Annotated in this window: 15 protein-coding genes and 1 tRNA gene; 6 read left to right on the forward strand and 10 right to left on the reverse strand. The window is 62.2% G+C overall.

Translation table 11 applies throughout. The annotated features are described in order from the left end of the window. Positions 1–77: 77 nt before the first annotated feature. From Pan216_RS12340 to Pan216_RS12350, 3 genes are all read right to left on the reverse strand, one after another. Positions 78–1160 (reverse strand): hypothetical protein, encoded by a 1083-nt coding sequence (locus Pan216_RS12340; protein WP_145258285.1) that lies wholly within the window; start codon positions 1158–1160, stop codon positions 78–80. A 1337-nt stretch (positions 1161–2497) separates the two neighbouring features. Further along, positions 2498–3910: a DUF1501 domain-containing protein gene (locus Pan216_RS12345; RefSeq protein WP_145258286.1), complete on the reverse strand. Its 1413-nt coding sequence runs from the start codon at positions 3908–3910 to the stop codon at positions 2498–2500. A gap of 72 nt (positions 3911–3982) precedes the next feature. Continuing rightward, on the reverse strand, positions 3983–6520 hold the full coding sequence (locus tag Pan216_RS12350) for a PSD1 and planctomycete cytochrome C domain-containing protein (RefSeq protein ID WP_145258287.1): 2538 nt from the start codon (positions 6518–6520) through the stop codon (positions 3983–3985). A gap of 225 nt (positions 6521–6745) precedes the next feature. Here Pan216_RS12350 and Pan216_RS12355 point away from each other — a divergent pair, with 225 nt between their 5' ends. Together Pan216_RS12355 and Pan216_RS12360 are read left to right on the forward strand one after the other, a co-directional pair. Further along, on the forward strand, positions 6746–7336 hold the full coding sequence (locus Pan216_RS12355) for a sigma-70 family RNA polymerase sigma factor (RefSeq protein ID WP_145258288.1): 591 nt from the start codon (positions 6746–6748) through the stop codon (positions 7334–7336). Beyond that, on the forward strand, positions 7333–8865 hold the full coding sequence (locus Pan216_RS12360) for a FecR domain-containing protein (RefSeq protein ID WP_419193579.1): 1533 nt from the start codon (positions 7333–7335) through the stop codon (positions 8863–8865). The genes Pan216_RS12355 and Pan216_RS12360 overlap by 4 nt, the downstream gene beginning before the upstream one ends. Positions 8866–9420: 555 nt before the next feature. Here Pan216_RS12360 and Pan216_RS12365 read toward each other — a convergent pair. From Pan216_RS12365 to Pan216_RS12385, 5 genes are all read right to left on the reverse strand, one after another. Further along, positions 9421–9855 carry a TIGR03067 domain-containing protein gene (locus Pan216_RS12365; RefSeq protein WP_145258290.1) on the reverse strand — a complete coding sequence of 145 codons (435 nt, stop codon included), beginning with the start codon at positions 9853–9855 and terminating at the stop codon, positions 9421–9423. 253 nt (positions 9856–10108) lie between these two features. Next, positions 10109–11080, reverse strand: a complete 972-nt coding sequence (locus tag Pan216_RS12370; protein WP_145258291.1) for a sugar phosphate isomerase/epimerase family protein — start codon at positions 11078–11080, stop codon at positions 10109–10111. 229 nt (positions 11081–11309) lie between these two features. After that, entirely contained in the window at positions 11310–12644 is a 1335-nt protein-coding gene (locus tag Pan216_RS12375) for an arylsulfatase (protein WP_419193580.1), read from the reverse strand. Positions 12645–12825: 181 nt separating this feature from the next. Continuing rightward, entirely contained in the window at positions 12826–14247 is a 1422-nt protein-coding gene (locus Pan216_RS12380; protein ID WP_145258293.1) for a DUF1501 domain-containing protein, read from the reverse strand. Between the two features lie 11 nt (positions 14248–14258). Next, positions 14259–16409: a PSD1 and planctomycete cytochrome C domain-containing protein gene (locus Pan216_RS12385; RefSeq protein ID WP_145258294.1), complete on the reverse strand. Its 2151-nt coding sequence runs from the start codon at positions 16407–16409 to the stop codon at positions 14259–14261. A gap of 348 nt (positions 16410–16757) precedes the next feature. On the opposite strand from Pan216_RS12385, the gene Pan216_RS12390 reads away from it, so the two are divergent. The 3 genes from Pan216_RS12390 to Pan216_RS12400 all read left to right on the forward strand — a co-directional run bounded on the left by Pan216_RS12390 (position 16758) and on the right by Pan216_RS12400 (position 18599). Then, positions 16758–17465 (forward strand): hypothetical protein, encoded by a 708-nt coding sequence (locus Pan216_RS12390; protein ID WP_145258295.1) that lies wholly within the window; start codon positions 16758–16760, stop codon positions 17463–17465. Positions 17466–17857: 392 nt separating this feature from the next. After that, a complete protein-coding gene (locus Pan216_RS12395) occupies positions 17858–18274 on the forward strand; it encodes a HEPN domain-containing protein (RefSeq protein WP_419193581.1) in 417 nt (138 codons plus the stop codon). A 1-nt stretch (position 18275) separates the two neighbouring features. Next, entirely contained in the window at positions 18276–18599 is a 324-nt protein-coding gene (locus Pan216_RS12400; protein WP_145258297.1) for a BolA family protein, read from the forward strand. Between the two features lie 206 nt (positions 18600–18805). Here the strand turns inward: Pan216_RS12400 and Pan216_RS12405 are convergent, their stop codons facing one another. Continuing rightward, complete coding sequence (locus Pan216_RS12405) at positions 18806–19912, reverse strand: slipin family protein (RefSeq protein WP_145258298.1); 1107 nt, start codon at positions 19910–19912, stop codon at positions 18806–18808. A gap of 448 nt (positions 19913–20360) precedes the next feature. After that, a tRNA-Ile gene (locus Pan216_RS12410) sits at positions 20361–20433 on the reverse strand. 941 nt (positions 20434–21374) lie between these two features. Here Pan216_RS12410 and Pan216_RS12415 point away from each other — a divergent pair. Beyond that, a complete protein-coding gene (locus Pan216_RS12415) occupies positions 21375–23636 on the forward strand; it encodes a serine/threonine protein kinase (RefSeq protein ID WP_145258299.1) in 2262 nt (753 codons plus the stop codon). Positions 23637–23847 lie beyond the last annotated feature (211 nt).

Consider the following 23847-nt stretch of genomic DNA (forward strand, 5'->3'; position numbering starts at 1 on the left):
TAGGGAACCGAAGAAAGCATGCCGAAGGCATGCGACAACACAGCCCAGCGTCGCGACAGCGCACGCTGGGTCATGAGCTACATCCCTGGCGTGGGCGTCGTGTTTTTGAGATCCATCACCACGTTGTCGAACGTACACGCTCCGAAGGTCAACGATCCCCCGTCGATGCGAATCGCCGCTTGGCCGGACGGTTTGTCGGTCGCGATCGCCACCCGCTCGAGCCGTAGCGTGAAGGGCATTCCCTTGGTCCGAGGCCCCGCGATCAGGGCGGCGGCCGACGTCGTGTTGACGATCTGGCAATCGATAAGCGAATGGGCCTTGCCGATGAGCAGGGCATCGACGTTGACGTTGTCGGTGAAGACGCAGTTCCGATAAATCGTCTCCGCTTGATTGACGTCGGCGATGCCGTGCTCGCTGCCGAAGAAACGACCGCCGTTGATGGTACACTCGCAGGTATCGTGGGCGGAGAAGCCCTCGTCGAAGCAGTCGTAGCCCTCAATGTTCTCGAAATGGAGTTCGCGGGCATCGCCGTGAATGTTGAAGCCGTCGTTGAGGAAGTGGCGGGTGTTGAGGTTCCGCACCACGAGCCGGCGACAGGTTCCGCTCGTCGCGATCCCGTTGACCCGCGTCGCCCACTCGAGCTTGTCGGGCGTCCCGCGAACGTAGAGCCAGCCGCTCTTCTCGTCGATGGTCTGGAAGCGGAACTGGCCGGGCTGGAGCTGGGAGGGTTCGGGAAAGGCTTTCGTCTTGCTGTTGCTCGCGGTGCGTCCCATTCGCTCGGCGTGTCCATCGATTATGAGCAGGTGCCGGTCGTAGCGCGTTCGAGGCAGCTTTCGCCGGTAGAGGCCGTCGCCGAGTTCTTCCCAGCCATCGTTGGGCAGGGTGATTGCCCCGTCGAGCGTGACGCCGTTGCCCTCGATCGTGATGCCGAACTTGCCGCGAAACGAGCCCGCTTGGCGATAGACGGCACCTGCCGGGTGGAGGTGAATAACGTCGCCGTCGGCCGCCGAAGCGATCGCCTTTTGCAGCGACAAGAAGGGATGCTCCTTATCGCCGACGCCGCTGTTGTTTCCCGTTTCATTGTTGACGTGCCACTCGGCGGCGAAGAGCGGGGCACCGGTCGTGAGGAAGACCGCGAGAAGGAGAAGGCGTCGAGTCATCGTGGGTGCATCGATCCGGCAGGGGGGAGTCAGGGTTGGAATCGTCACCTCGACACCCTAGCCGCGCACCCGAAGGCGTGTCAATAACGACTCCGCGTGATCGCAACGATCTGTTCGGCACATGGCAACGATTCGACGTGTCCGTTTGGCCCGCGATTTGCGGTTTGTGCGCTATGCGTTGGCGGGGAGAAGTCGGGATCGGGGCGGTTCCTGAGTGTTCCTACGGCAACGCCGTTAGACAACACAGCCCAAGGTCGCGCAGCGCACCTTGGGTCACTGTGTGGCCCGGCATACCTTCGGCATGCTTCTTCGGTTCCTACGGCAACGCCGTTAGACAACATAGCCCAAGGTCGCGCAGCGCACCTTGGGTCACCTGTGTTGTCGCATACCTTCGGCATGCTTCTTCGGTTCACGCTCTCCGCGGTCGGAATTCCGGCATACCTTTGGCATGCTTGCTCGGTTCACGCTCTCCGCGGTCGGAGTTCCGGCATACCTACGGCATGCTTGATCGGTTCCTACGGCAACGCCGTTAGACAACACAGCCCAAGGTCGCGCAGCGCACCTTGGGTCACCGGGGCGACGAGTCCCGAACTCTGAAAGAGTTCGACCCGTTGGGGGTGATGCGTTGTCGGCCGCATGTCAAACCCGCTTCGGGGTTTGGGAGAATTGGATGGTCGGTGACCCAGCGTGCGCTGGCGCGACGCTGGGCTGTGTTGTCGCATACCTACGGCATGCTTGATCGGTTCACGCTCTCCGCGGTCGAGTTCCGGCATACCTACGGCATGCTTGATCGGTTCACGCCCTCCGCGGTCGGAATTCCGGCATACCTTTGGCATGCTTCTTCGGTTCACGCTCTCTGCGGTCGAGTTCCGGCATACCTTCGGCATGCTTGATTGGTTCCTACGGCAACGCCGTTAGACAACACAGCCCAAGGTCGCGCAGCGCACCTTGGGTCACCGGGGCGACGAGTTCCGAACTCTGAAAGAGTTCGACCCGTTGGGGGTGATGCGTTATCGGCCGCTTGTCAAACCCGCTTCGGGGTTTGGGAGAATTGGATGGTCGGTGACCCAGCGTGCGCTGGCGCGACGCTGGGCTGTGTTGTCGCATACCTTCGGCATGCTTCTTCGGTTCACGCTCTCCGCGGTCGAGTTCCGGCATACCTACGGCATGCTTGATCGGTTCACGCCCTCCGCGGTCGGAATTCCGGCATACCTTCGGCATGCTTCTTCGGTTCACGCTCTCCGCGGTCGGAGTTCCGGCATACCTTTGGCATGCTTGATCGGTTCACGCTCTCCGCGGTCGGAATTCCGGCATACCTTTGGCATGCCCGGAATGGGCTAAGCGAAGATCTCGTTCACGATGCGGCCGTGGACGTCGGTGAGGCGGAAGTCGCGGCCGGCGTGGCGGTAGGTGAGCCGTTCGTGATCGAGCCCGAGGAGCCAGAGCAGGGTGGCGTGAAGGTCGTGCATGTGGACCTTGTCCTCAATGGCGTAGTAGCCGTACTCGTCGGTCTTGCCGTGGACGTGGCCTTTCTTCACGCCGGCGCCGGCGAGCCACATCGTGAAACCCTGCGGGCAGTGATCGCGACCATTGGAGCCTTGGGCCAAGGGGGTTCGGCCGAACTCACCACCCCAAAGGACCAGGGTGTCGTCGAGCAGGCCGCGCCGTTTGAGATCCTCGAGCAATCCGCCGATCGGCTTGTCGACGCTCAGGGCGTTCTTGCGGTGACCCGACTCGAGGTTGCCGTGCTGGTCCCAAACCATCTTCGTCGAGACCTGGATGTAGCGGACACCCGACTCCGCGAAACGGCGGGCGAGGAGGCACTGGCGACCGTATTCGGCGGTCTCCTTTTGGTCGATGCCGTAGAGAGCGAGCGTCTCCTTCGACTCGCCACTCATGTCGAGGACGTCGGGAGCGGTCGTCTGCATGCGGAAGGCGAGCTCGTAGGACTCGATGACCGCATCGAGCCGGCTATCCTCCTTGGCCCGCTCGGCGTGGCTGCGGTTGAGCGACTGGATCAAATCGAGCTGCTTGCGCTGCTGAGCGCGGGAAAGAGCTTTGTTGACGACGTTGCGGATCCCCGCTTGAGCGACCGGCGTGCCGGCGCTCCCAATCGCGGTGCCCTGGTACGCGGCCGGGAGAAAGGCGGTGCCGTAGTTCTGCACGCCGCCGTGGCTGGTGGGAGGGCTGATGGTGATGAAACCGGGAAGGTCCTGGTTCTCGGTGCCGAGCCCGTAGGTGATCCACGAGCCGACCGAGGGACGCGTGAAGATATCCGAGCCGGTGTGGAGGTTCAGGACCGCTTGGCCGTGGGACTGCCCCTCGGTGTGCATGCTGTTGATCAGGCACAAGTCATCGATGTGCTTGACGGTGTGCGGAAAGAGATCCGAGGCCCAAATGCCGCTTTCACCGTGTCGCTTGAAGGTCCAGGGTGACTTCATGACCTTGCTGGTGGCGCCGACGCTGGCGAGTTCGACCTGCTTGAAGGAGGCGTTCTTGCCATGTTCTTTTTCGAGAAGCGGTTTGTAGTCGAAGCTGTCGACCTGACTCGGCCCGCCGTGCATGAAGAGGAAGATGATTCGCTTGGCTCGCGGAGGATGGTGCGGGGCCTTCTCCGCCAAGGGCGATGTGGCCGCGGCGCCGAAGCTCCGTTGGGAGAGGAGATCGGCCAGCGCCAAGTAACCGAAACCGCAGCCCGCCCGTTTGAGGAGATTGCGGCGGGACAGGGGAGTTTCCTGGAGCGGATTCATGCGTCGTCTCTCCCTCGGTGCTTCTTTTCAAACTCGTTGGGTACACTGATCACGCGATGAGCCACCTGTCCCTTACTCCACGAAGCGAAACTCGCTCGAGGAGAAGAGGGCCTGGCAGAAGGTGGTCCACCCTTCACGGCGGACCGCGTCGTCGGTCTTCTTGGGATGCTCCGGATCGGCCCACTCCGCAAGATAAGCTAGGCAGCGGCCTTCCTCGTCCTCGGTCGGCAGTCGGTTGAGGACCCGTTCATATGCTTCGCGGACTCGCGACCGCTCGTCGATCGCCCCATTCGCGAGCAGCGACTCGGCGAGCGACTCCGAGAGCGACGCGACCCACGGACTGTTGACCATGAAGAGAGCCTGGGTCACGACGGTGGTCGATCCCCGCTTGCCGGTGGAGACGTTCGGGTTGGCGACATCGAAGGTCTCGAGGGCCTCCGGCAAGCCGTTGCGGATGATCGGGAGGTAGACGCTCCGGCGGCGGTGCTTCGTAAAACTGGGGAGCTTCGCGTTGTTGTCAAGGGCGACTTCCTTGAAGCCGTCGATGGTCGAGCCGTTCATCGTCAGGTCGAGCTCGCCGCCTAGTGCCAACAAGGTGTCACGCACCGCTTCGGCATCGAGCCGGCGGCGGTTGGCCCGGCCGAAGAACCGATTGTCGGGATCGAGTTCGATGCAGTCTCCCGGGGCTTCGGTGCTCAGGGCGTAGGTACGGCTGAGCATGATCTCTCGGATGAGGCTCTTGACCGACCAGCCCTCTTCCACGAAACGGGTCGCGAGGTAGTCGAGTAGTTCCGGGTGGCTGGGCCGTTCGCCGAGTTCGCCGAAATTGTCGACGGTGCGAACCAGTCCCGAGCCGAAGAGGTGATGCCAGATCCGATTGGCCATCACGCGGGCGGTCAGCGGATTCTCCTCGCTGGCGAGCCATTCGGCGAGTTCCCGGCGACCGCTCTGATGACTGGGGAGCACCGGCGTCGCGTTGCACGCGACTTCGACGAAGCCTCGCGGAACGACCTCGCCTCGGCGTTTGTGATTGCCGCGAATGCAGAGGGCGATGTCCTCGATGTTGTCCTCGTCGCGAACCGCCATCGCGAGCGGCGGCATGGGCGTCTTGGTCTTGTTGACTTCAGCGAGAGAGGATTCGAGCTTCTTCAGTTGAGCGGTCGCCTCGGCGATCTTCTCATCGAGTGTGGGGGACTTTTTCTTCTTCGCGGCGGTCGTCGTTGGGGCGTTTTCGGTCGACTCTTGGTCCTTTCCGGACGCTTTTTGGTCCGTTTTCGTCTCGGAAGCGGCCTTTTTCGCCTGATCTTGGAGCTTTTTGAGCGATTTCTTGACCTTGCTGACCTTCTTGCTCAGATCCTTGATCTTCTTGACGTCGGCCTTGGCGAGTTCGTACTGTTGGTCGCCCTCGGGGCCGAGGGGCCGGAGCATCCAACCCGAGACGTATTGATTGTTCTGCTTGATGCCGTCGATCGTCCGGGTGCTGCGAAGGATCCCCGCCAGTGCGTAGTAGTCGTTCATCGCGATCGGGTCGAACTTGTGATCGTGGCAGCGGGCACAAGAGACCGTCAGCCCGAGGATCGACTTGCTGATGGTCTCGATCTGTTCGTCGACCGCGTCCATCCGAAGCTTTTCTTTGTCGCGTTCGGCGGCGACCTTCGGTCCGAGGACCAGGTAGCCGGTCGCGATCACCTTTTCGTCGCGCTCCTCGGGCGTCTGGGCGTCGAGCAAGTCGCCGGCAATCTGCTCGAGGATGAACTGATCGTAGGGCTTGTCGTCGTTGAAGGCGTCGACCACATAGTCGCGGTAACGCCAGGCGTTGAAATAAGTTAGGTTCTGGTCGAGGCCCGTCGAATCGGCGTAGCGGGCGATGTCCAACCAGTGGCGGCCCCAGCGTTCTCCGAAGCGGGGCGAGGCCATCAAGCGGTCAATCGCCCGAGCGAACGCGTCGGGCTTGTCGTCCTCGAGAAACGCTCGGGTCTCCGTCGGCGTCGGGGGAAGGCCGGTCAGTGCGTAGCTGGCCCGACGCAGCAGGCCGCGACGATCGGTCTCTTGGGAAGGGGCGACGCCCTCGGCTTCGAGCTTCGCCAGGATATGGCGGTCGATGGTGCCGCGCGGCCAGGCCTTGTTCTTCGTGCTGGGCGGGGCGGTTCGCTGGGGATGTTGAAAGGCCCAGAACTTGCGGCCTTGCTCGACATCGATGCCCGAACGGGGACGTTTGTGGGCGAATTTTCCCTTGCGCGGGTCGAGGGCACCCTTGGCGATCCACTTCTCGAAGTCGGCGATGACTTGTTCGGGAAGTTTCTCGGTCGGGGGCATTTCGAACGATTCGTGACGAAGCGCGTCGAGCAGTAGGCTCTCTTTTGGCTTTCCGGGAACCACCGCGGGCCCTGAGTCGCCGCCAGTGAGCATCGGTTCGGCCGCGTCGAGGAGCAACCCGCCCATCACGGTCTTGGAGTCGGCCGCGTGGCACGAGTAGCAGTGCTCGGCGAGAACCGGTCGGATCTTCTTCTCGAAGAACTCGACATCGGCGGGATTCATGTCGGCGGCGAGCGAGGGCAGGGCTCCGAAGAGCAAAAACAAGCTCGCGACGATGGGCAGGCCAGGCCTCATGCGATTCTCCCGGTCTGTTTGGAAAGAGCAGGGTGGGACGGCTGTTGCCGCTAATACCCTCTAGAGTCCACGGCTGCGTCGCTTTGGACACACTATCCAGGGGATTCGACCGAAGTACAATCAATTTATAGGGTTGAGATTTCCGAACTTTCGTCCGCCCAGCCGGTGGGAGCGATTCGGCGTCCAAAAGCGAGTACGCAAGAACTACTCCTGGTAGGAGGTGGTATGGAGCCCAACGACAAGCAGGAGACCGATCCCGCGGTCGATCGCCGCGAGAGCGAACGTGACTCGGCTCCCGACCGTGCCGAGGAATACGTGCGTTTGCTCGGCCAGCACCAGCGCCGCATCGCGATGTACGTGATGAGCCTGGTCCCCAGTTGGGGCGATGCCGAGGATATCATCCAAGAGACCAACATGGTCATCTGGCGGGAGTTTGACCGCTTCGAGCTTGGCACCAACTTTCCGGCGTGGGCGTGCAAGGTCGCGTTCCACCAGGTGCTTGCCTATCGTAAACGCAGGCAACGCGACCGGCTCCAACTGAGCACCGAGTTCATGGAGGTCGTCGCCGAGGAGGCCGAGTTGATGGCCGACGAACTCGAGGAGCGGCACCACGCGTTGGCCGGCTGCATCGACAAACTCCAGCCTCCGCATCGGCGGATCGTGCAACTCCGCTATTCTGATGGCTCGTCCATCGAAGCGATCGCCGATCAAGTTGGACGAACCGTCGGGGCGCTCTATCGCGTACTCAGCAGAATCAGACGAACTCTCCACGAATGCGTTTCGCGAACGCTCTCCGCGGAGGCGAGGACCTCATGAAGCCCGAAGAACTAGACGACCTGTATGAGCTGTTCGACGCGGTGATCGAAGACCGGCTCACCCCCGAACAGGCCGAGACCCTGGAACAACGCGTTCTCGGGGATCGCGCCGTTCGCCGGCTCTACGTCGAGTACATGCACCAGAATGCCTCCATGCTTTGGTGGATGGGCGCCAGTCCCGTCTTCGATGGTGCCAAGCCCGACGCGACCGCGACATTGCGCGCCGTGGCCAACGAGCCCTTCGGCGACGAGGACGAGGAGCGCGAAACGCCCCCGTTCCGGCAACGGATGCTCAAACGCGGGGCCTCCTATGCCGCGATGCTCGCGTTCGGACTCCTGCTGGGAGTGGTGATGACGCTCAGTGGTCCCAGCGGCCAGAAGACGACCGTTCCCGGCACGAGCACGGTGGCGGAGTTGGTGGTCGCCAACGGCTGCAAGTGGGACTCGGCGACCGTCTCGACCGTTGAAGGGGCTCGGCTGACGGCGGGGCGACTGCATCTCGCCGAGGGACTGGCCCGGGTCCGTTTCGACAGTGGCGCCGAGGTGGCGCTCGAAGCGCCGGCGGAACTCGAGATCATCTCCTCCATGGCGTGCGTGCTTCACTCCGGACGACTGCTGGCCAATGTGCCTCCGCAGGCCAAGGGATTCGTCGTCGATACGCCCAAGGCCAAGCTCATCGATCACGGCACCGAGTTCGGCGTCAGCGTCGATGCCGACGGCGAGGCGGGTGTCCTCGTCTTTGACGGCATCGTCGATGTCGAGCATCGCGCCACCGGCGAGAAGAAACGCATGGTCACCGGCAAGGGTGTTCATGTCGACGCCGCGACCTTGACCGAGATCGAGCTCAAGGATGGCGAGGAGGTCGGTGAGACGGGGCGCGACCACAAGGGGAAGACCGTCCGCAAGCAGGACGGCACTTATCAGGTCAGGATCACCAGCGCCCAAGGGAAGGGAAAGGACGCGTACGTTCAGTCGGGAGAGCGGACCGACCACACCTCCGATATCCTGCTGCTCATCAAGAACGATGGGAACGACAAGCGCAAGAACGCCTACCTTCGCAAGGGGTATGTCGGGCTGGATCTGTCGTCGCTCGAGGGGCTCGATCTACGTGACGCTCGCTTGACACTGACCGCGCAGCCGAGTGGCTACGGATTCGCCGCGACGATGCCCGATTCGATCTTCTCGGTCTACGGACTCGTCGATGAATCGCTCGACGGTTGGAACGAGGACGCGCTGCGCTGGGACAACGCTCCCGGCAACGGTCCCGGCGGCGCCGGCGTCGACCCCGAGAAGGTCGTCAAACTCGGAACGTTCGTCGTCCCACGCAACGTGCAACATGGCGCCTTCAGCATCGAGGGGCCCGAACTCGTCGAATTCCTCAACCGCGATACCAACGGCATCGGCACTTTCCTACTCGTCCGCGACACGACTGGCCCTTCCCAGTGCCTGGTTCACGGCTTCGCCAACAAGTACCACCCCACCGCGATGCCCCCCACGCTCACCGTCACGATCGCGGGGGAGGAGAAGTAGGCACGTTGTCCTCACCTGTCCAAGGGGGCACAAAGTCCGATGAGTGGTGGGTCAAGACCGACCCTACTTGGCTCCCTGTGGGAGAGTGAGCCTCTTGTTCCCCTCTCCCTGTGGGAGAGGGGTTAGGGGTGAGGGGGGGCTTTCCCCACAAGTTGCCTTGTTTCACCAAGCAATGAATCCCCTCACCCGTCTCGCTTCGCTCGCCGACCTCTCCCCACGGGAGAGGTCAATGGTACCCCTCTCCCCGTGGGAGAGTGAGCCTCTTGTTCCCCTCTCCCTGTGGGAGAGTGAGCCTCTTGTTCCCCTCTCCCTGTGGGAGAGTGAGCCTCTTGTTCCCCCTCTCCCTGTGGGAGAGTGAGCCTCTTGTTCCCCTCTCCCTGTGGGAGAGGGGTTAGGGGTGAGGGGGTTCGCATTTGCGAATGCCCCCATCACTTTCCGAGGCGGAATCTCCCTCACCGGTCTCGCTTTGCTCGCCGACCTCTCCCCAAGAAGAGGTAAGGAGAGGCTCCCAACGAGAGATCGATCCACCCTATCTGGCTCGACCCTTCCCGCGGTCTATTTCTTCACGCGTTCCCAGACGTGGACCCAACTGCCGGTGCCGGATTTGGTGCTGAACGTCTTGGGGCGGGGCTTTCCGAGAGCGGAGAAGGCGACGCGCGTTTGATCGCCGTTGCTTTCGTAGATCCCCAAAAACGTCTTACCCTTGTCCCGACCACTGGAGTGAGTGATGTCGATCGACTTTGGTTTCGTGGTCGGATCGAGTTTCTGCGTCCCGGTAACGGTTCCCATGTCGGCAAGTGTGGCCGTGTAATGATTGCCCTTGATGACGAGCTTGCCACCTTTGAGCTGCTCTTCGTCCAGCGGCTTGCCGTCCATTTCGCCCCCAACCAGACGCCAGGTGCCTTGAAAAGCCTGTTCGTCCGACTCTTCCGCGAACGCTTGCGTACCGAGAGCCACCATCAACCCCAGCGCCACGAATAAAGACCGCATGATGTACCTCCGAGATGGACTCCGACGCTTGGCCGGAAGAAGCGACCAGATCACTGAACCCGACGTGTGTGCTCAAGAGATGTCGAGTATAAGCGATGCTGGCGACGAAATCCGGCTTTGTATCGCGGGATGTTCCTCGTCGCGAATGAGTAGGGTGGGTCTTGACCCACCATCTCTATTTCCTCAACGACAACAATCGTGATCCAGCGTGAGTGCTCGCGACGTTGGACATTGCAATCCCTTGCCTTCGATATCAACCCGTCGCTGACGCCACGCATGCTTTCATCTTCTGAAGTCCGGTTTGGGCGACGTAGAGAGCGTCTTGTTTCCAGTAGTCGGGATTGAAGAGTTCGAGCGAGAGGACGGGCGTGGCGCCGACCGCGAGGAAGCCCTGAAGGATCTCGTCCATCGGGGCGATGCCGTCCCCGGGATAGATGCGGTCCTTGTCCTTGATCGTGGCGCGGGGGGGGACGGCGGGGTAGTCGTTCATGTGGAAGACTTGGAGCGACTCGGGGCCGAGCAGTCGGAGACTGGCGAATTCCGAGCCCCCCTTGTACGTGTGGTAGACGTCACCCAGGAAACAGGCTTTGGGATGTCGGCTGCGGATCGCGACGTAGATCGCTTGCGAGAGGGTGCCGATCGTGGCGTTGCCGCCCCACATCTCGACTTGAGGCGTGACGCCGAGCGGCTCGCCTAGCTCGAGAAGTTGGTGATACCGCTCCGCCGCTCGGTCGAGGTCGACCGACTGACCACGCGGCACGCCGGCCGGCGGTGCGGCGATGCGGGTGCCTCCCAGCTCGGCGATCACTTCCATGTCGTGGGTCGCTTCGCGAAAGCCCGCCTCGCGCTGAGCCTCGTTGTCGACGATCCAGTTGGCGAAGCCGATCGCGCTCTCGACCTTCAAGCCATGATCGTCGAGCCGCTTGCGAAGTTCCTTGAGCGAGCCGCCGTTGTTCGTGTACTCGGTGATGGTGCGCAGCCAGGGCTCGATCCCGTCGTAGCCGGCTTGCGCGGCGATGTCGATCTCCTTCTCGATGCCTAGCTTTTGGCCGCGGATGGTGCTGGTGTTGAGGCAGTAGGTGAAGGTCGGCTTTCGCGCGTCGCCAGGCTTCGACGCGTCGGCCGCGAAGGTCGATGGGGGGCTCGTGGCGAGCCCCGCGATCAGCGAGCCTCCGAGCAGGAGGGCATCACGGCGCGACAGGTTGGGGGCGACATCAGAGGGCATCGACGGAAATCCTTCTGGATGGGAAACAGCTTGCGTGAAGAAGTAGGGGTCGCCGGCGGCGAGTCGATCAACTGGTCGCTCGCGTTCGGATTGGTCAACTCACTGGCCACAAGACTCGTGGGTGCTATGCCCACGCGCGCCGTGGGCATGTGGGAACAGCATGTGATTCGGCAAGCTCCCATACGAAAGCTGAACGGGACGTTGTGCCACGGACTTGCCCATCAGGTCACTAGCGGTATCGCTTGCCCTCGGGTTTCTTCGGTTCGATCTGCGGGCGGGCGTCGACGTGGCTGGCGTTGGCGACCGCGACCAGGCGTTTGAGTACCTCGGGGTGTTTCTTCGACAGATCGTTCTTTTCCGAAAGATCGTCGTCAAGATTATAGAGCTCCCAGGGCTTGTTGGGTTTATGCCGCAAGAGCTTCCACTTGCCGCGGCGCACCGCTTGGCCGCCGCGATCCCACTCCCAGTAGAGGCATTCCCGCTCGGTCTGATCCTGGGGCTTGCCGAGCAGGGTGGGAACGATCGAGATGCCGTCGATGTCCTTGGGAAGATACTCGGTGGCATCGGCGAGTTGAGCGGCCGTGGGGAGAAAGTCGGGAAAGTAGATCGGCAGATGGCTCACCGAGCCGGGAGCGATCTTGCCGGGCCAGCTTGCGATGAAGGGAACCCGAATGCCCCCTTCGTTCATCGAACGCTTGAAGCCGGTCAGCGCGCCACTGGAGTCGAGGATGCCGTCGAAGCGGTGGGAGGCTCCGTTGTCCGAACAGAAGAAGACGATCGTTTTCTTGTCGATGCCGAGTTCCTTGAGCAGAGTGACCGTCTCGCCGAGTTGGCGGTCGGCCATGCTGATGAAGGCGGCGTGGACCTTGGCGGGGTTGGGCCACGGCTTGTCCTTGTAGAGTTGCCACGCCGGCTCATCCTCGGGGATGTGGTAGTCGGCGTGTGGCGGCGTCCACGGGGCGTAGCAGAAGAAGTGCTGGTCCTTGTTCGCGCGGATGAACTGTTTCATCTCGTCGAAGATGAGGTGGGCGGAGAACTGACGCTCGGGCGACACCGTGGGGCCCTTCGGCTTGACGTCGTTGAGGTCGGCGTTGTTGGGTAGCGGGAAGTGCTTGCCATTCTTGATGAGGTAGCTCGGGAAGAAGTTGTGGGCGTGGATCTGGTGGTAGTAGCCGAAGAACTCGTCGAAGCCCTGTTTCTCGGCGGCGCCCTCGGTGTCGATCTCGCCGAGTCCCCACTTGCCGAAGCCGCCGGTGACGTAGCCGGCTCGTTTGAGGACTTCCGCGACGGTGATGTCGTCGTCGCGTAGGGGAATACCGCCGGAATTGCCACGCACCGAGGTATGGCCCATGTGGTAGCCGGTCATCAGGGTCGAGCGGGCCGGGGCGCAGACGGTGCATCCGGAGTAGGCGTCGGTGAAGCGCATTCCGTGGGCGGCGAGGGCATCGATGTTCGGCGTCTTGATCTCCTTGGAGCCATAGCAGCCGGCGTCGGCCCACCCCATGTCGTCATCCATGATGAAGATGATGTTCGGGCGTTCGTCGGCCGAGACGGAACGCAGCATTCCGAACAATCCCATGACGAGGCAGGCGAGCAAGATGCTAGTGCGGCGTCGCGAAGTCATGATTCCCTTTCGAAGAGGTCCGATCGTTGTCGCCACGATGGTTGCACAAACGATCGTGCGAGGCCACAAGAAAGGGCTCAAGGCCAGTGGCAACGTCGAGGGAAGGGGTTGCGCAGGTGGCTTACGCGATGATGTCGTGAGCGACGTGGCCGTGCACATCGGTGAGGCGGAAGTCGCGACCGGAGTAGCGATAGGTCAGCCGTTCGTGGTCGATGCCCAGCAGGTGGAGGAGCGTCGCATGCAAGTCGTGGACGTGGACGCGTTTGTCGATCGCGTTCATGCCGAGTTCGTCGGTCGCGCCGTGGGTATAGCCTCCCTTAACGCCGCCGCCGGCGAGGAACATCGAAAAACCGGTGTGATGGTGATCGCGTCCCGCCTTGGTCATGTCCTTCTTCTTGTCGAGTTGAGCGTACGGCGTTCGACCGAACTCGCCGCCCCAGACGACAAGCGTGTCCTCGAGTAGGCCGCGCGTCTTTAGATCGGTCAGCAGCGCCGCGGTCGCTTGGTCGCTGTCGGCGCAGAGTCGCTCGTGGGACTTGTTGTTGTTGCTGTGCGTGTCCCAGGGCTGCTTGCCTTTCTTGGTGACGTAGTAGACCTGAATGAAGCGGACCCCACGCTCGGCCAGGCGACGAGCCATCAGGCAGCTTTGCCCGAAGGGGCTCTTGCCGTACATCTCGCGAATCGGCTCGGGCTCGCGGTGGACGTCGAAGGCCTCGGTCGCCTCGCTTTGCATCGCGAAGGCGAGCTCCATCGCCCGGATCTGCGCGTCGAGGGCGGCGTCCTGGGGGCGCTGGGCGGCGTGCAGTCGGTTGAGCGAGTTGATTAGCTCGACCTGATCGCCCAACTGGGCACGCGTGAGCCGGGGATGACGGATGTTGGCGACGAGTCGGTCGACCGCCAACTCGTTGGTGTCGAGCGACATGCCCTGGTGCTCGCCGGGCAGGAAGGCGCTCGACCAAAGTTGCGGGCCCACCACCGGCCGGCCGGGACAGAGGACGACGAACGACGGCAGGTTTTTGTTCTCGTTGCCGAGACCGTAGGAGAGCCACGACCCGAGGCTCGGGCGAATGGGCTGCTGGTTGCCCGAATTCATCATCAAGAGGCCCGGCTCGTGGTTGGGCACGTCGGTATGCATCGAGCGGAGGACGCAGAGATCATCGGCGCACTTGGCGAGGTTTGGGAAAAGCTCGCTCATGACGACGCCGCCTTGCCCGTGCGCCTTGAACTTGAAGGGGGAGGGCATGAAGCCGGCACCACGCGGCTTGCGGCCCTTGTCGTCCTTGGAAGGCTTTTGGCCGGCGTACTTCCGCAGCGCCGGCTTGGGGTCGAACGTGTCGACGTGCGAGGGAGCCCCGTTCATGAAGAGGAAGATGACCCGCTTGGCTTTCGGCGGAAAGTGGGGGATGCTCGCGAGGTTCGCGGGAGTCTGGTTCCCCAGCAGACCCGCGGCCTGGAGCGTTCCCGCCAGACCGAGCATACCGAAACCGGCGCCGGCTTGGTGGAGGAACTCACGGCGAGTGCGGGGCGATTGCGGGATATCCATTGTGACGACCTTTAGTCGAGGATGATCATCTCGTTGGTGGCGAGCAGGGCCTGGGCCAAGTTGCGCCACCGCTGGGGCCGAGCGGAAACGTCCGGCCCGAGGAAGGCCTCGGCAAGCGTTCGTTCGGCCGACGACGGTGAGCGGCCGAGGAGGAGCTGGTAGCAACGCTCGATCCGCGCCGAGTCACTGGAACCGACTTCGGCATCGAGCCGGGCGAGCAGCGCATCGCCGAGTTCCACCATGAAGGGACTGTTGATCGCGAAGAGCTTCTGCAGCGGCGTGGTGGTGTGGGGGCGCAGCGCGCTGTGGGCGTTGGGATCGGGAAAGTCGAACTTGGCCAGCAGCGGGTGGAGTTGAAAGCGGCTGATGCGGCTATAAACCGTTCGCCGTGGCGTCGCGAGGTCGTCCGGTTCGATCGACGTTCCGCCGAGGTCTTCGTTGAGGAGCCCGGTGACGCTCAAGAGGGAATCACGCCACTGTTCGACGTCGAGCCGGCGCCGGTTCATGTGGCCCAGGAGCTTGTTGCCGGGGTCGGCTTTCAGGGTCTCGGGGGCGCCCTGGCTGCTCTGGCGATAGGTCGCCGAGAGGGCGATTTCGCGGTGGAGCCACTTGAGCGACCAGCCGTGGTCCATGAATCGAACCGCCAGGTCGTCGAGTAGATCGGGGTGTGTTGGCCGCGAACCGAGCATGCCGAAGTTGCTCGGCGTGCCGACAAGGGGTTGGCCGAAGTGCCGGGCCCAGACGCGATTGACGATGACCCGCGCGGTCAGCGGGTTGTCGCGTTCGACGATCGCGTCGGCGAGTTGGGCTCGGCCGCTGCCGTTGGTGAGTGGCCGGGGCGAGGGAGAGAGCACTTGCAAGAAGGAGCGTTCGACGACCGGCCCCTTGTTCTTGATGTCGCCGCGAATGAAGACGTTTAGGTCGACCGGCGTTCGGTCGCGAACGACGTGAATCGACTCCTCCGGGTTCTCCGCGTTGCCGTCTTTCTTCTTCTTGTGGTTGTCGTCGAGCGGGCGGTTATACATCGCGGTGCTGGCGAAGACGCCGGCTAACGCGTAGTAGTCCTCGGTCGCGATCGGGTCGTACTTGTGGTCGTGACAGCGAGCACACGCGACCGTCAGCCCCAGCAAGCCACGCGAGACAACATCGACGCGATCCTCCCATTCCTCGGCCCTGACCGCGGGATTGCCGCGACCGTAGTACTTCGGACCGAGTCCGAGGAAACCGAGCGCCGCGACATGCTCCTGGCTCTCCGGCTCGAAGGTATCGGACGCCAACTGAAGGCGGAGGAAGCGATCGTAGGGCATGTCCTGGTTGAGGGCGGCGATGAGCCAGTCGCGATAGAGGTACGCGTTGGGGTAGAAGAGTGACTTGTTGTTGCCGACGATGTGAGCTTGATCCTCGGCGTAGCGGGCGACGTCCATCCAGACGCGAGCCCAACGCTCCCCATAGTGCGGCGACGCGAGTAGTCGGTCGACGAGCCGTTCGTAGGCGTCGGAAGCCTCGTCGTCGACGAAGGCGATGACCTCTTCCGGGGTCGGGGGCAGGCCGGTCAAGTCGAAGCTGAGTCGGCGAATGAGCGTGCGCCGGTCGGCCTCGGCCGCGGGCGTGAGGCCCTCGTTCTCCAGTCGCGCGAGGACGAAGCCGTCGAGCGGTCGCCTGATCCAGTCGTTTCGTTTGGTGGCGGACGGCACGTGACGCGTGGGAGGTTGGAACGACCAGAACTCGCGCGCTTTGGCGAAGTCGATCGTCTTGGGTTTGGGCGGAGGGGCCTTGCCGTCGCGGGGATCGTCGGCGCCCATCTCGATCCAACGTTCAAAGTCGGCGATCACCTTCTCGGGAAGTTTCTGATCGGGCGGCATCTCGAAGGTTTCGTGACGAATCGCCGCGAGGATCAGGCTCGCCTCTTTGTCCTTGGGAACGACGGCAGGCCCGGAATCGCCCCCGGTGCGCATGCCCGAGCGAGTGTCGATCGAGAGGCCGCCGTTGGTTTCACCCTCCTTGGCGGAGTGGCACTCGGCGCAGTATTGGAGCAGGACCGGGCGGATCTTCCGTTCGAAGAACTCGATTCGTCCTTCAGGAGCGGCCGCGGCGACTAATCGCGCGAGAGAAAGCACGCACAAGGCAGCGAGTAGGACACGATGCGAGGGCGGCAACGCCATGGGGTATCTCGTTAGGTGGGGCGCACGCAGCGCGAAGTTGGCGGGTCCAGAGGCTCCCCAAGTATAACGCACGGCCAGAGGGACGCAAGGGAGGAACCCGTCGAAGGGGACGGTGAGGAGGAGTCTCTCTCCAGTATCCCGCAGGGGGCGTTTCGACCGCGAGATAATCCGGAAACGACCAGCCAACGTGGTGAGGGCAGGAACCAGACGGTACACTCGGCTTGAACGAAAGAGAGAGGTCTTCCTGCGGCGGGTTGGGGGTATCACCGCGCGGACTGACTTGGGCCGATACGTGCGGTGACGCGATCATCGCGCCGGCTTCCGTGGTCGAGAAGGGGATGTTTAGCGATGGTTCACTCCAGCAACGTTCATCACCTGGTTATTGTTCTCTTGTCGGCGTGGTCGGTCGCCGCCGCGGTCGCGGACGATCCTCCCTCGGCGACGAAAGAGGCACTTGATGCGTACCGTCGTCTCGTCGGCTCGGCGCGTGAGGAGATGCTCACGGGATTTGATGTCGTGCTTCGCAAACTGCCATCACAAACTCAACGGCTAGGGGAAAGCGAGCAGTACCGATTGAGCAAGTTGATCGACGACGAGAAGCTTCGTTTCAAGTCCGAGGGCCTCATCCCGTGGTCGCTGCCGATGCGTCCCTACCTCGATCAGTATCGTCGGACGATGTCCAAGGCCCAGGATCGACTCCGGCGGGTGTACGACACCGCCATCAAGCAAGCCACGCAGTCGGGGGATACCAATCAGGCGGACATCTTGCTGGCGGAGCTCGAAGGGACCATAAAGCCGCAGGTCGTCGCGGTTTGGCGACACAACGCGGGCAGGGGCGGGCGGCGGAAACTCTTCTACTCCAACGGCAAGATCAGCGAACCAGACGCCGCCAATCAATGGACCTTTCAGCGTGGTAATTTACTCCTCGTTTGGAAGGACCCCAAGGCTCCAGGGGGAGCTTGGAAGGATCGCTGCAAGGTTGCCGACGATGGGTTGACCTACCTGGGACGCAACCAACGGGGAACCAAGATCCGTGGCGAGTATGTCACCAAATAGGTTGGGGTGATGGTAGGTCACTACTTCGTGAATCTCCATCCGATACTACTGACGGGTAAGCTCTCGATGGAACCCAAATCTGGGATGTGAAGAAGGTCGATGACCGATTGGCGGACGAGGAGATGCGTATAAAGACCATTCACTGATTGGGACTGAGTGGAATTGCGATGGATGAGGTGTGGACGCTTTGCCCTAGCACCGTTTCGATTCCTTGAGGCACACTGAATGGAGTATGTCGCGATGGGTACGACTGGATCGGACTCCACGAACAATTCATGAAACGAAGGCATGATGATCGTTTGCATGAACTTGTCGTAGTCCGGGGTCGTCCTCCCGCGCCGGAGTGCTTCGCCGAAACTGGTTCCGCAATATATGGCGGTGAGATCTGTCTCATGGCAACACCAAACTCCGTGGATGCGAGACTCTTCTATCGTTGCGCCTTTCATCGCTATGAGGATGCTCAGATCTTGCTGAAGGCAGCCCATACGACCGGGGCTGTTTACCTTGCGGGTTACGGAGTAGAATGCATCCTAAAATCGCTGATCCTGAAAGAAACGCCACGCGCAAGTCAGAAAGACGTTTTTGGCTCTTTTCGGGGAGGAAGAGCGCATGACTATGATTGGCTGCGAACTCAATATCGTCAGAATGGAGGGGCGAAGTTTCCGCGAGAGGTTACGGAAGCATTCACTCTCATCAACTACTGGTCGACCGACTTGAGATATGTTCCTAGCAACGTGAGAGATAACGACGCCGACGGCTTCCTATCGGCGGCAGGAAAGATCATTGATTGGGCAAGAGGGAGGCTTTGACATGTCCATCAACATTCCAAGGGGACAATCCGACGAAGTGATCGAGAGAATCGTTGAAGCGCTAAAGGATTACGAAAAGAAGCACAAGGACGCCGCCGTCGACATCTACCGTCAGAATCCATTCTCTATCCGGGTCAGGATTGTCGACTCGGGATTCGCAGGCATGACGAAAGTCGAACGCAGCAATATCGTTTGGGAGTACTTAAAATCGGTCACTGATGACGATGTTTCCGATATCAGTACCTTGCTGCTTCTCACTCCCGAAGAGAAAGAAACGTCATTCGCGAATTTCGAGTTCGATGACCCTGTTCCTTCAAACCTTTGAGGTCCCAGTTCGCCTTGCTCGAGAACGTCGGGTTTCATCGCTCAGGGGGTTGGCGGAAGTGCGAACGATGACTGGTGGAGTTAGACAGCGTCTGGCAGCACTTGGCGTCATGTCGTCGGTAGGGCTTCGCGACGGAGGGGAAGTTTCGCCATTTTGGAGTAACGCGTCCGGAAAGCCGGGATTGCTCCCGGCTCTCCGTCTCGCGATTACAGCATATTGACCACTCGGTCGGCAAGTCCCTTGTCGCCAAGGACGACGTTGAGGTTGCCGCTGCTGGCGACCTTCTCGAGCACTTCCAGCTCGCGCAGCCGCATGAGGGTCGGGTTGTCGACGAGGAGCCGAGCGGTGTTGGCCTGCGAACGCATCGCGGCGGTCTCCTCGCGGCGGGCGATCAGGTTCGCCTCGGCCGCCTTCTTCGCCTCGGTCACTCGATTGAGCAGGTGCTTCATGTCGCCCGGAAGGATCACGTCGCGGATACCGACCGAGACGATCTCCAGACCGAGTTCTCTCGCTCGCTTGGCCACCGACTCGGCGAACTCGCCGGTGACCGCGTCCTTGTCGGTCAGGAACGCGTCGAGATCGCGTGTCGCGACGATTGCCCGGAGCACGAGCTGGGCGTCGCGGTAGAGCGACTGACGGGCGCCGTCGCTGACGGTCACCCCTTGACGAGCATCGATCACCCGGTAGACGACCACGGCGTTCATCCGTAGCGTCACCTTGTCGGCGGTCATGATCTCCTGACCGGTGACGTCAAGCGTCTGGTCGCGCAGGTCGACCTCGATCACCTTCGAGTCGGCGACTCCCTTCCAGAAGGCGTAGGTGCCCGGTGGCAAGGTTTCGACGTACTTGCCGTCGAGGAACGACACGCCCGCCGCGTAGCGGTTGACGGTGCGGACCTCAAGGACCTGTCCGGAGTAGGGACTGCGGACGATGACCCTGAAATCGTCGTGCTCGAAGCGCGGCTTGCGGGCATCGACCACCTCGACGCGTACTTCCTTGAAACCCTTCCAGTAGGCGTAGAGGCCCGGCGGCAGGACATGGCTGAAGCGGCCATCGATCCATACCAGACCGCGCTCGTTGTCCTTCAGGTCGACGACATCGGCCTGGCCCTCGAGCGCTCCGCTCTTGACGATCAGATCGAGTTGCTCGTGACGCAGCCACGGGGCTCGCCGCGAGACGACCTCGACGCGAATCTTCCAAGTGGGACCGGGCACCCAGTGGCGGCCGGCGGTCAACAGACCCTGGAACTCACCATCGCGGAAGGAGAGGCCGACCTCGTCCTTTCGAATCAACACTCGCTTGAACAGTACCATCGGTCACCCTCCTTTCACTTGGGGGATATCAGGACTCGGTGCCACAGTTGCTCGCCGTGGCGATCTCTCGTTCCATGTTTCCCAACGCGGCCAAGAGACGCCCTCGGGCAGCGAGACGAGTCACGCGATCACGTGGCAAAGTCGCGGGGGCCGCTTGAGCCGCGAGAAGCGCGCCACCATCCGACCGGTTCCCGCGGCGAGGCGTCAGGGGCGTGCCCCCGGCGCGACCACCGAGTTTCTCGACCATCGAGTGTCGCGCGTCCGGCGGCGGTATCGACGGACCGCAGGGCGCTCGTCCACGCTGCCGGTTCGCGGACCCTTCGCTCGGTTCGGGCCGAAGCCGTCGCGTTGCTGGGGGCCGCTCGCGGCCGATCACGTGCTTGTTCGCTGCCGTCGGGCTCTTGGAGACGGGTGCATGCGCACCCACACAGGTTAGGAGCCTGTGCCCATGTGGTACGGGACTCGAACCCGCAACCATCAGGCCATGGGCCTGACGCGCTTACCAGTTGAGCCAACCATCAAGGCGGCATGAGCGTCACTCGCCTTCGAAACCATTCGCGGAACGGGCCAAGCCAATCAGTCGCCTGAGGCCGGGCACGCCGCTGGTGACATGGGAGCGACATTCCATCACTCCCAGCGACGCCGGAACATGCATTCCTAAAATTTCAGCAACGGAGGAGTCCCACGCCGCTTGCCCGGGCCCGACCGGCGCTCGGTGAAGCCAAGCCCGGGGCAAGCGGGGGACATGAACGCTTCCAGACCGTTGGATCAACCGATCTGGTCCGCCATCGGTTCTCCCTTCGCGCAGTTGTTTCACCTGTCTGCTCAATGAGTGGACCGGGAGGGAATCGAACCCACCACACCGACGTTGCGAAAGTCGGTCGCCCCCTTGGCACATGCCAGCCCATTCGTCGAGAGAACGTGGTTCGGTTCATCGCCGAACCGGTGCCCGAGACGAGCGCACGAAAAAGCCCGACATCATCGTGACGCCGGGCATGGGGGATCGTGAGTGTCGCCCACTCGTCACCACCTGCCCGGGAGCGTCGCGAATCCCTGCTGAAGGAATGCGTCGCGCCGCCTCGTCGGAAAGATTCGCGGTTGTAGCTCGTTGGCAGCCAACATGGTCACCCCTCCGTCACGTTCACTCGACGATGCTAGAGACTCGTTTGGAAAGGGTGCGGTTCGCCGGTTTCTCGGAATTCCAAGCGTTTTTGTGGTGAGAATCAGCGGGGGTGGCATCGGGAGTCGACGCCATCTCCTCTTGAAATCGGTATCGTCAGTAGAGGGGCTTCGCGGGGTTCGTGGGCCTGACGCGAATGACGCGAGCGGCGACGCGAAGGAATGGGACGTTCGTGGCGCGGAGTGAGAAGGGACGAGTGCCCATCGGCGAGTTGACGATCTTTTCGCTTGGGGAAGACCGTGGGCTTGGTTGGGACGAGGGATCAAACGAGAACGCGACTCGATGATTGGATTCGATGAACTCTTTCTGACGTACGTGGCTGCCACGGAGAGGGAGGTCTGGGGCGACATCCTGGGAGCGATTCAACGTCTTCCGACGCCGACACCCGGCGAAGGCTCCGTGCGGCAGGCATTGGTCAACTTCGGGGTTCTCACCGCGGAGCGGCTCGGGAAGCTCGAGGAACAGCTCGGCGCCATGCTCGACGAGATCGACTGGAACCCGAAGACGGCCTTGAGAACGCTCCGCGAACGGCTCGAACCGGGCGACCGGCGTATCCTTCAGCGCTGGTTTCCCGAGACGAGTTCGCTGGAAGAGGTTCCCGAGCATCGCACCCAGTTCGTCATGGACAGTTTGTACGCGCGGGGCGGACTGGGGGAGGTTTGGCGGGTTCGCGAGTCGGGAACGGGCCGTATGGTGCTTCTCAAGCGCATGCGTCAGGAACTAGTTTCCGACCCGATTCTCGTGAAACGCTTTCTTCGGGAAGCACGCATGACCGCGAGGCTCGAGCATCCGAGCGTCGTTCCCGTCTATCACGTTCCCGACGAGGCGACCGACGAAGGTCCGTTCTACGTCATGCAGCACCTTCACGGCCGGACCCTCGAGGCGAGCATCGCCCAACTTCACGTCTCGGAAATGTCCGGTTCCGATCGACGCGTGATGTTGCGCGACCTGTTGCGCCGTTTCCTAAGTGTCTGTGAAGCGGTCGCCTTCGCCAACTCCCAGGGAATCGTCCATCGCGATATCAAACCCGAGAACATTATCTGCGGCGAGTTCGGCAGCACCTACTTGATCGACTGGGGATTGATCAAACTGGTCGAGCGCGGGGAGGAGACGGCCGCGTTGCCCTCGCCCTCGCCCATGGTGAAGGGGGCGACCGTCGCGGGCGAACGGGTCGGGACGCCCGAATGGATGGCGCCCGAGCAAGCCAGTGGAGGAGATGTCGACATTCGCACCGACGTCTACGGGTTGGGAGCGACCCTCTTCACCATCCTGACGGGGGGGCCTCCTCATCAAACGGCGCCGATTCTGGTGGCGACTTATCGCCGGATCGTGGACGAACCGACCCCGCGCCCCCAGGACCGCAAGAGCTCCGTCTCGCCGACGCTCGACGCGATCTGCGCCAAGGCAATGGCCAAGAGGCCGGAGGATCGTTATCCGTCGGTCAAGGAGATGGTCCGCGACTTGGAACGTTGGGAGGTCGGTGAGCCGGTTTCATGTCACAAGGAGAGCCTGAGTCGGCGACTTGCCCGAGGGCTGATGAATCGTCCCTCGCGCTCAATCGTGCTCGGAGGCGTGATCCTCATCTCGATGTGTTGCACGCTATTGATCGCGGCGGCTTGGAGCGTCAGCTCGTCGCTGACCAAGAAGATGACGCGGAAGCTCATGGACGAGAAGTCGAACTCGATCGCCGCGATCTTGGACAGTGAGTTCCAGCGGGTGCGGGTCGATGTGCTGTTTCTCTCCCGTCTTGGGGATACCGTCGCCGCGTTGAGCGATCCCGAGGGAGTGAGTGGCTCGGAGGACGATCTGTCGTATTTGAAGGCCTTCCTGCAGATGCGGCCTTCCTTCGAGAAGGTTCGCATCCTCTTTCCGCCCGGTGTCTCCAAGAGCTATCTCGAAGTGAAACGCGTTGGCCACGAGAAGTTCGAGGTGAAGCGTCGCGGCGATCCGATGGAGATGCTCACGCGTATCGCGGAACTTCGGGATTCGGAAGCGAACGAGGTCGTTCTCTTGAGTCGACTCGAGGAACCTGGGGCCGGCCACCACCTGCAATCGCAAGTCGTTCTCGGAACCAAGGTCACCGAAGACAAGAGAGTGATCGGCTATCTCTTGGTCAACGTTTCGCTACCGCCACTATTCGACCACGCCGTCGGCCAGCACCAGTTCGCGAGCATCGGGTTTGTCAACTCGGTCGGTGAGCAACTTTGGTGGAGTCCCGCTTCCAGTGAAGCCGACGACCAACCGAGTTGGCACGACGTCGACACCTTGGTCGGCCCGGCGGCGTTCGCCAAGGACCATGCGCCGGGAATGTTGATCGAGGACGATGGGCTGCACGTCACGGGTGTCCGCTTCCTCGACGCGACGCTCGGGAAGAACACCGCCAAACTGGCGGTCGTCATCTCGGCCAACCTCTGGGACCTCCCGCATGGCCCGCGAGAGTTCGTTCTGACGTTGCTCTACTACACCGTGGCGATCATCGTGCCAATCATCCTCGTGGGGGCGTTTCTGCGGCTCCTTCTCGTCCAGGTCGCGTTGGATGACTGACCGGAGACGGAAAACGCACGTCAATCCGAGCCCGGCGCCGCCGTACAAGGAGTGGGAGCACCTGGTCCGCCCCCGCGCGGAAACCGGCACTTGGCAGGCTCGCCTCGAGGGAACTGCGGCAGCGATCGTCGGATCAAGTTAGGGACCGGGCACGGATGGACTATTCTTGGGGCATCTGACTTGAGAGCCAACGGACTCGAGAGCCAACGGA

Source organism: Kolteria novifilia (genome assembly GCA_007748055.1).
Classification (GTDB): domain Bacteria; phylum Planctomycetota; class Planctomycetia; order Kolteriales; family Kolteriaceae; genus Kolteria; species Kolteria novifilia.

Excerpts from the sequence above, each read along its gene's own strand:
- Pan216_RS12350 (WP_145258287.1), bottom strand. The coding sequence starts at position 6,520 with ATGAGGCCTGGCCTGCCCATCGTCGCGAGCTTGTTTTTGCTCTTCGGA.
- Pan216_RS12400 (WP_145258297.1), top strand. The coding sequence starts at position 18,276 with ATGTCCATCAACATTCCAAGGGGACAATCCGACGAAGTGATCGAGAGA.
- Pan216_RS12405 (WP_145258298.1), bottom strand. The coding sequence starts at position 19,912 with ATGGTACTGTTCAAGCGAGTGTTGATTCGAAAGGACGAGGTCGGCCTC.
- Pan216_RS12365 (WP_145258290.1), bottom strand. The coding sequence starts at position 9,855 with ATGCGGTCTTTATTCGTGGCGCTGGGGTTGATGGTGGCTCTCGGTACG.
- Pan216_RS12385 (WP_145258294.1), bottom strand. The coding sequence starts at position 16,409 with ATGGCGTTGCCGCCCTCGCATCGTGTCCTACTCGCTGCCTTGTGCGTG.
- Pan216_RS12390 (WP_145258295.1), top strand. The coding sequence starts at position 16,758 with ATGGTTCACTCCAGCAACGTTCATCACCTGGTTATTGTTCTCTTGTCG.
- Pan216_RS12375 (WP_419193580.1), bottom strand. The coding sequence starts at position 12,644 with ATGCTGCGTTCCGTCTCGGCCGACGAACGCCCGAACATCATCTTCATC.
- Pan216_RS12355 (WP_145258288.1), top strand. The coding sequence starts at position 6,746 with ATGGAGCCCAACGACAAGCAGGAGACCGATCCCGCGGTCGATCGCCGC.
- Pan216_RS12415 (WP_145258299.1), top strand. The coding sequence starts at position 21,375 with ATGATTGGATTCGATGAACTCTTTCTGACGTACGTGGCTGCCACGGAG.
- Pan216_RS12345 (WP_145258286.1), bottom strand. The coding sequence starts at position 3,910 with ATGAATCCGCTCCAGGAAACTCCCCTGTCCCGCCGCAATCTCCTCAAA.
- Pan216_RS12340 (WP_145258285.1), bottom strand. The coding sequence starts at position 1,160 with ATGACTCGACGCCTTCTCCTTCTCGCGGTCTTCCTCACGACCGGTGCC.
- Pan216_RS12360 (WP_419193579.1), top strand. The coding sequence starts at position 7,333 with ATGAAGCCCGAAGAACTAGACGACCTGTATGAGCTGTTCGACGCGGTG.
- Pan216_RS12380 (WP_145258293.1), bottom strand. The coding sequence starts at position 14,247 with ATGGATATCCCGCAATCGCCCCGCACTCGCCGTGAGTTCCTCCACCAA.
- Pan216_RS12370 (WP_145258291.1), bottom strand. The coding sequence starts at position 11,080 with ATGCCCTCTGATGTCGCCCCCAACCTGTCGCGCCGTGATGCCCTCCTG.
- Pan216_RS12395 (WP_419193581.1), top strand. The coding sequence starts at position 17,858 with ATGGCAACACCAAACTCCGTGGATGCGAGACTCTTCTATCGTTGCGCC.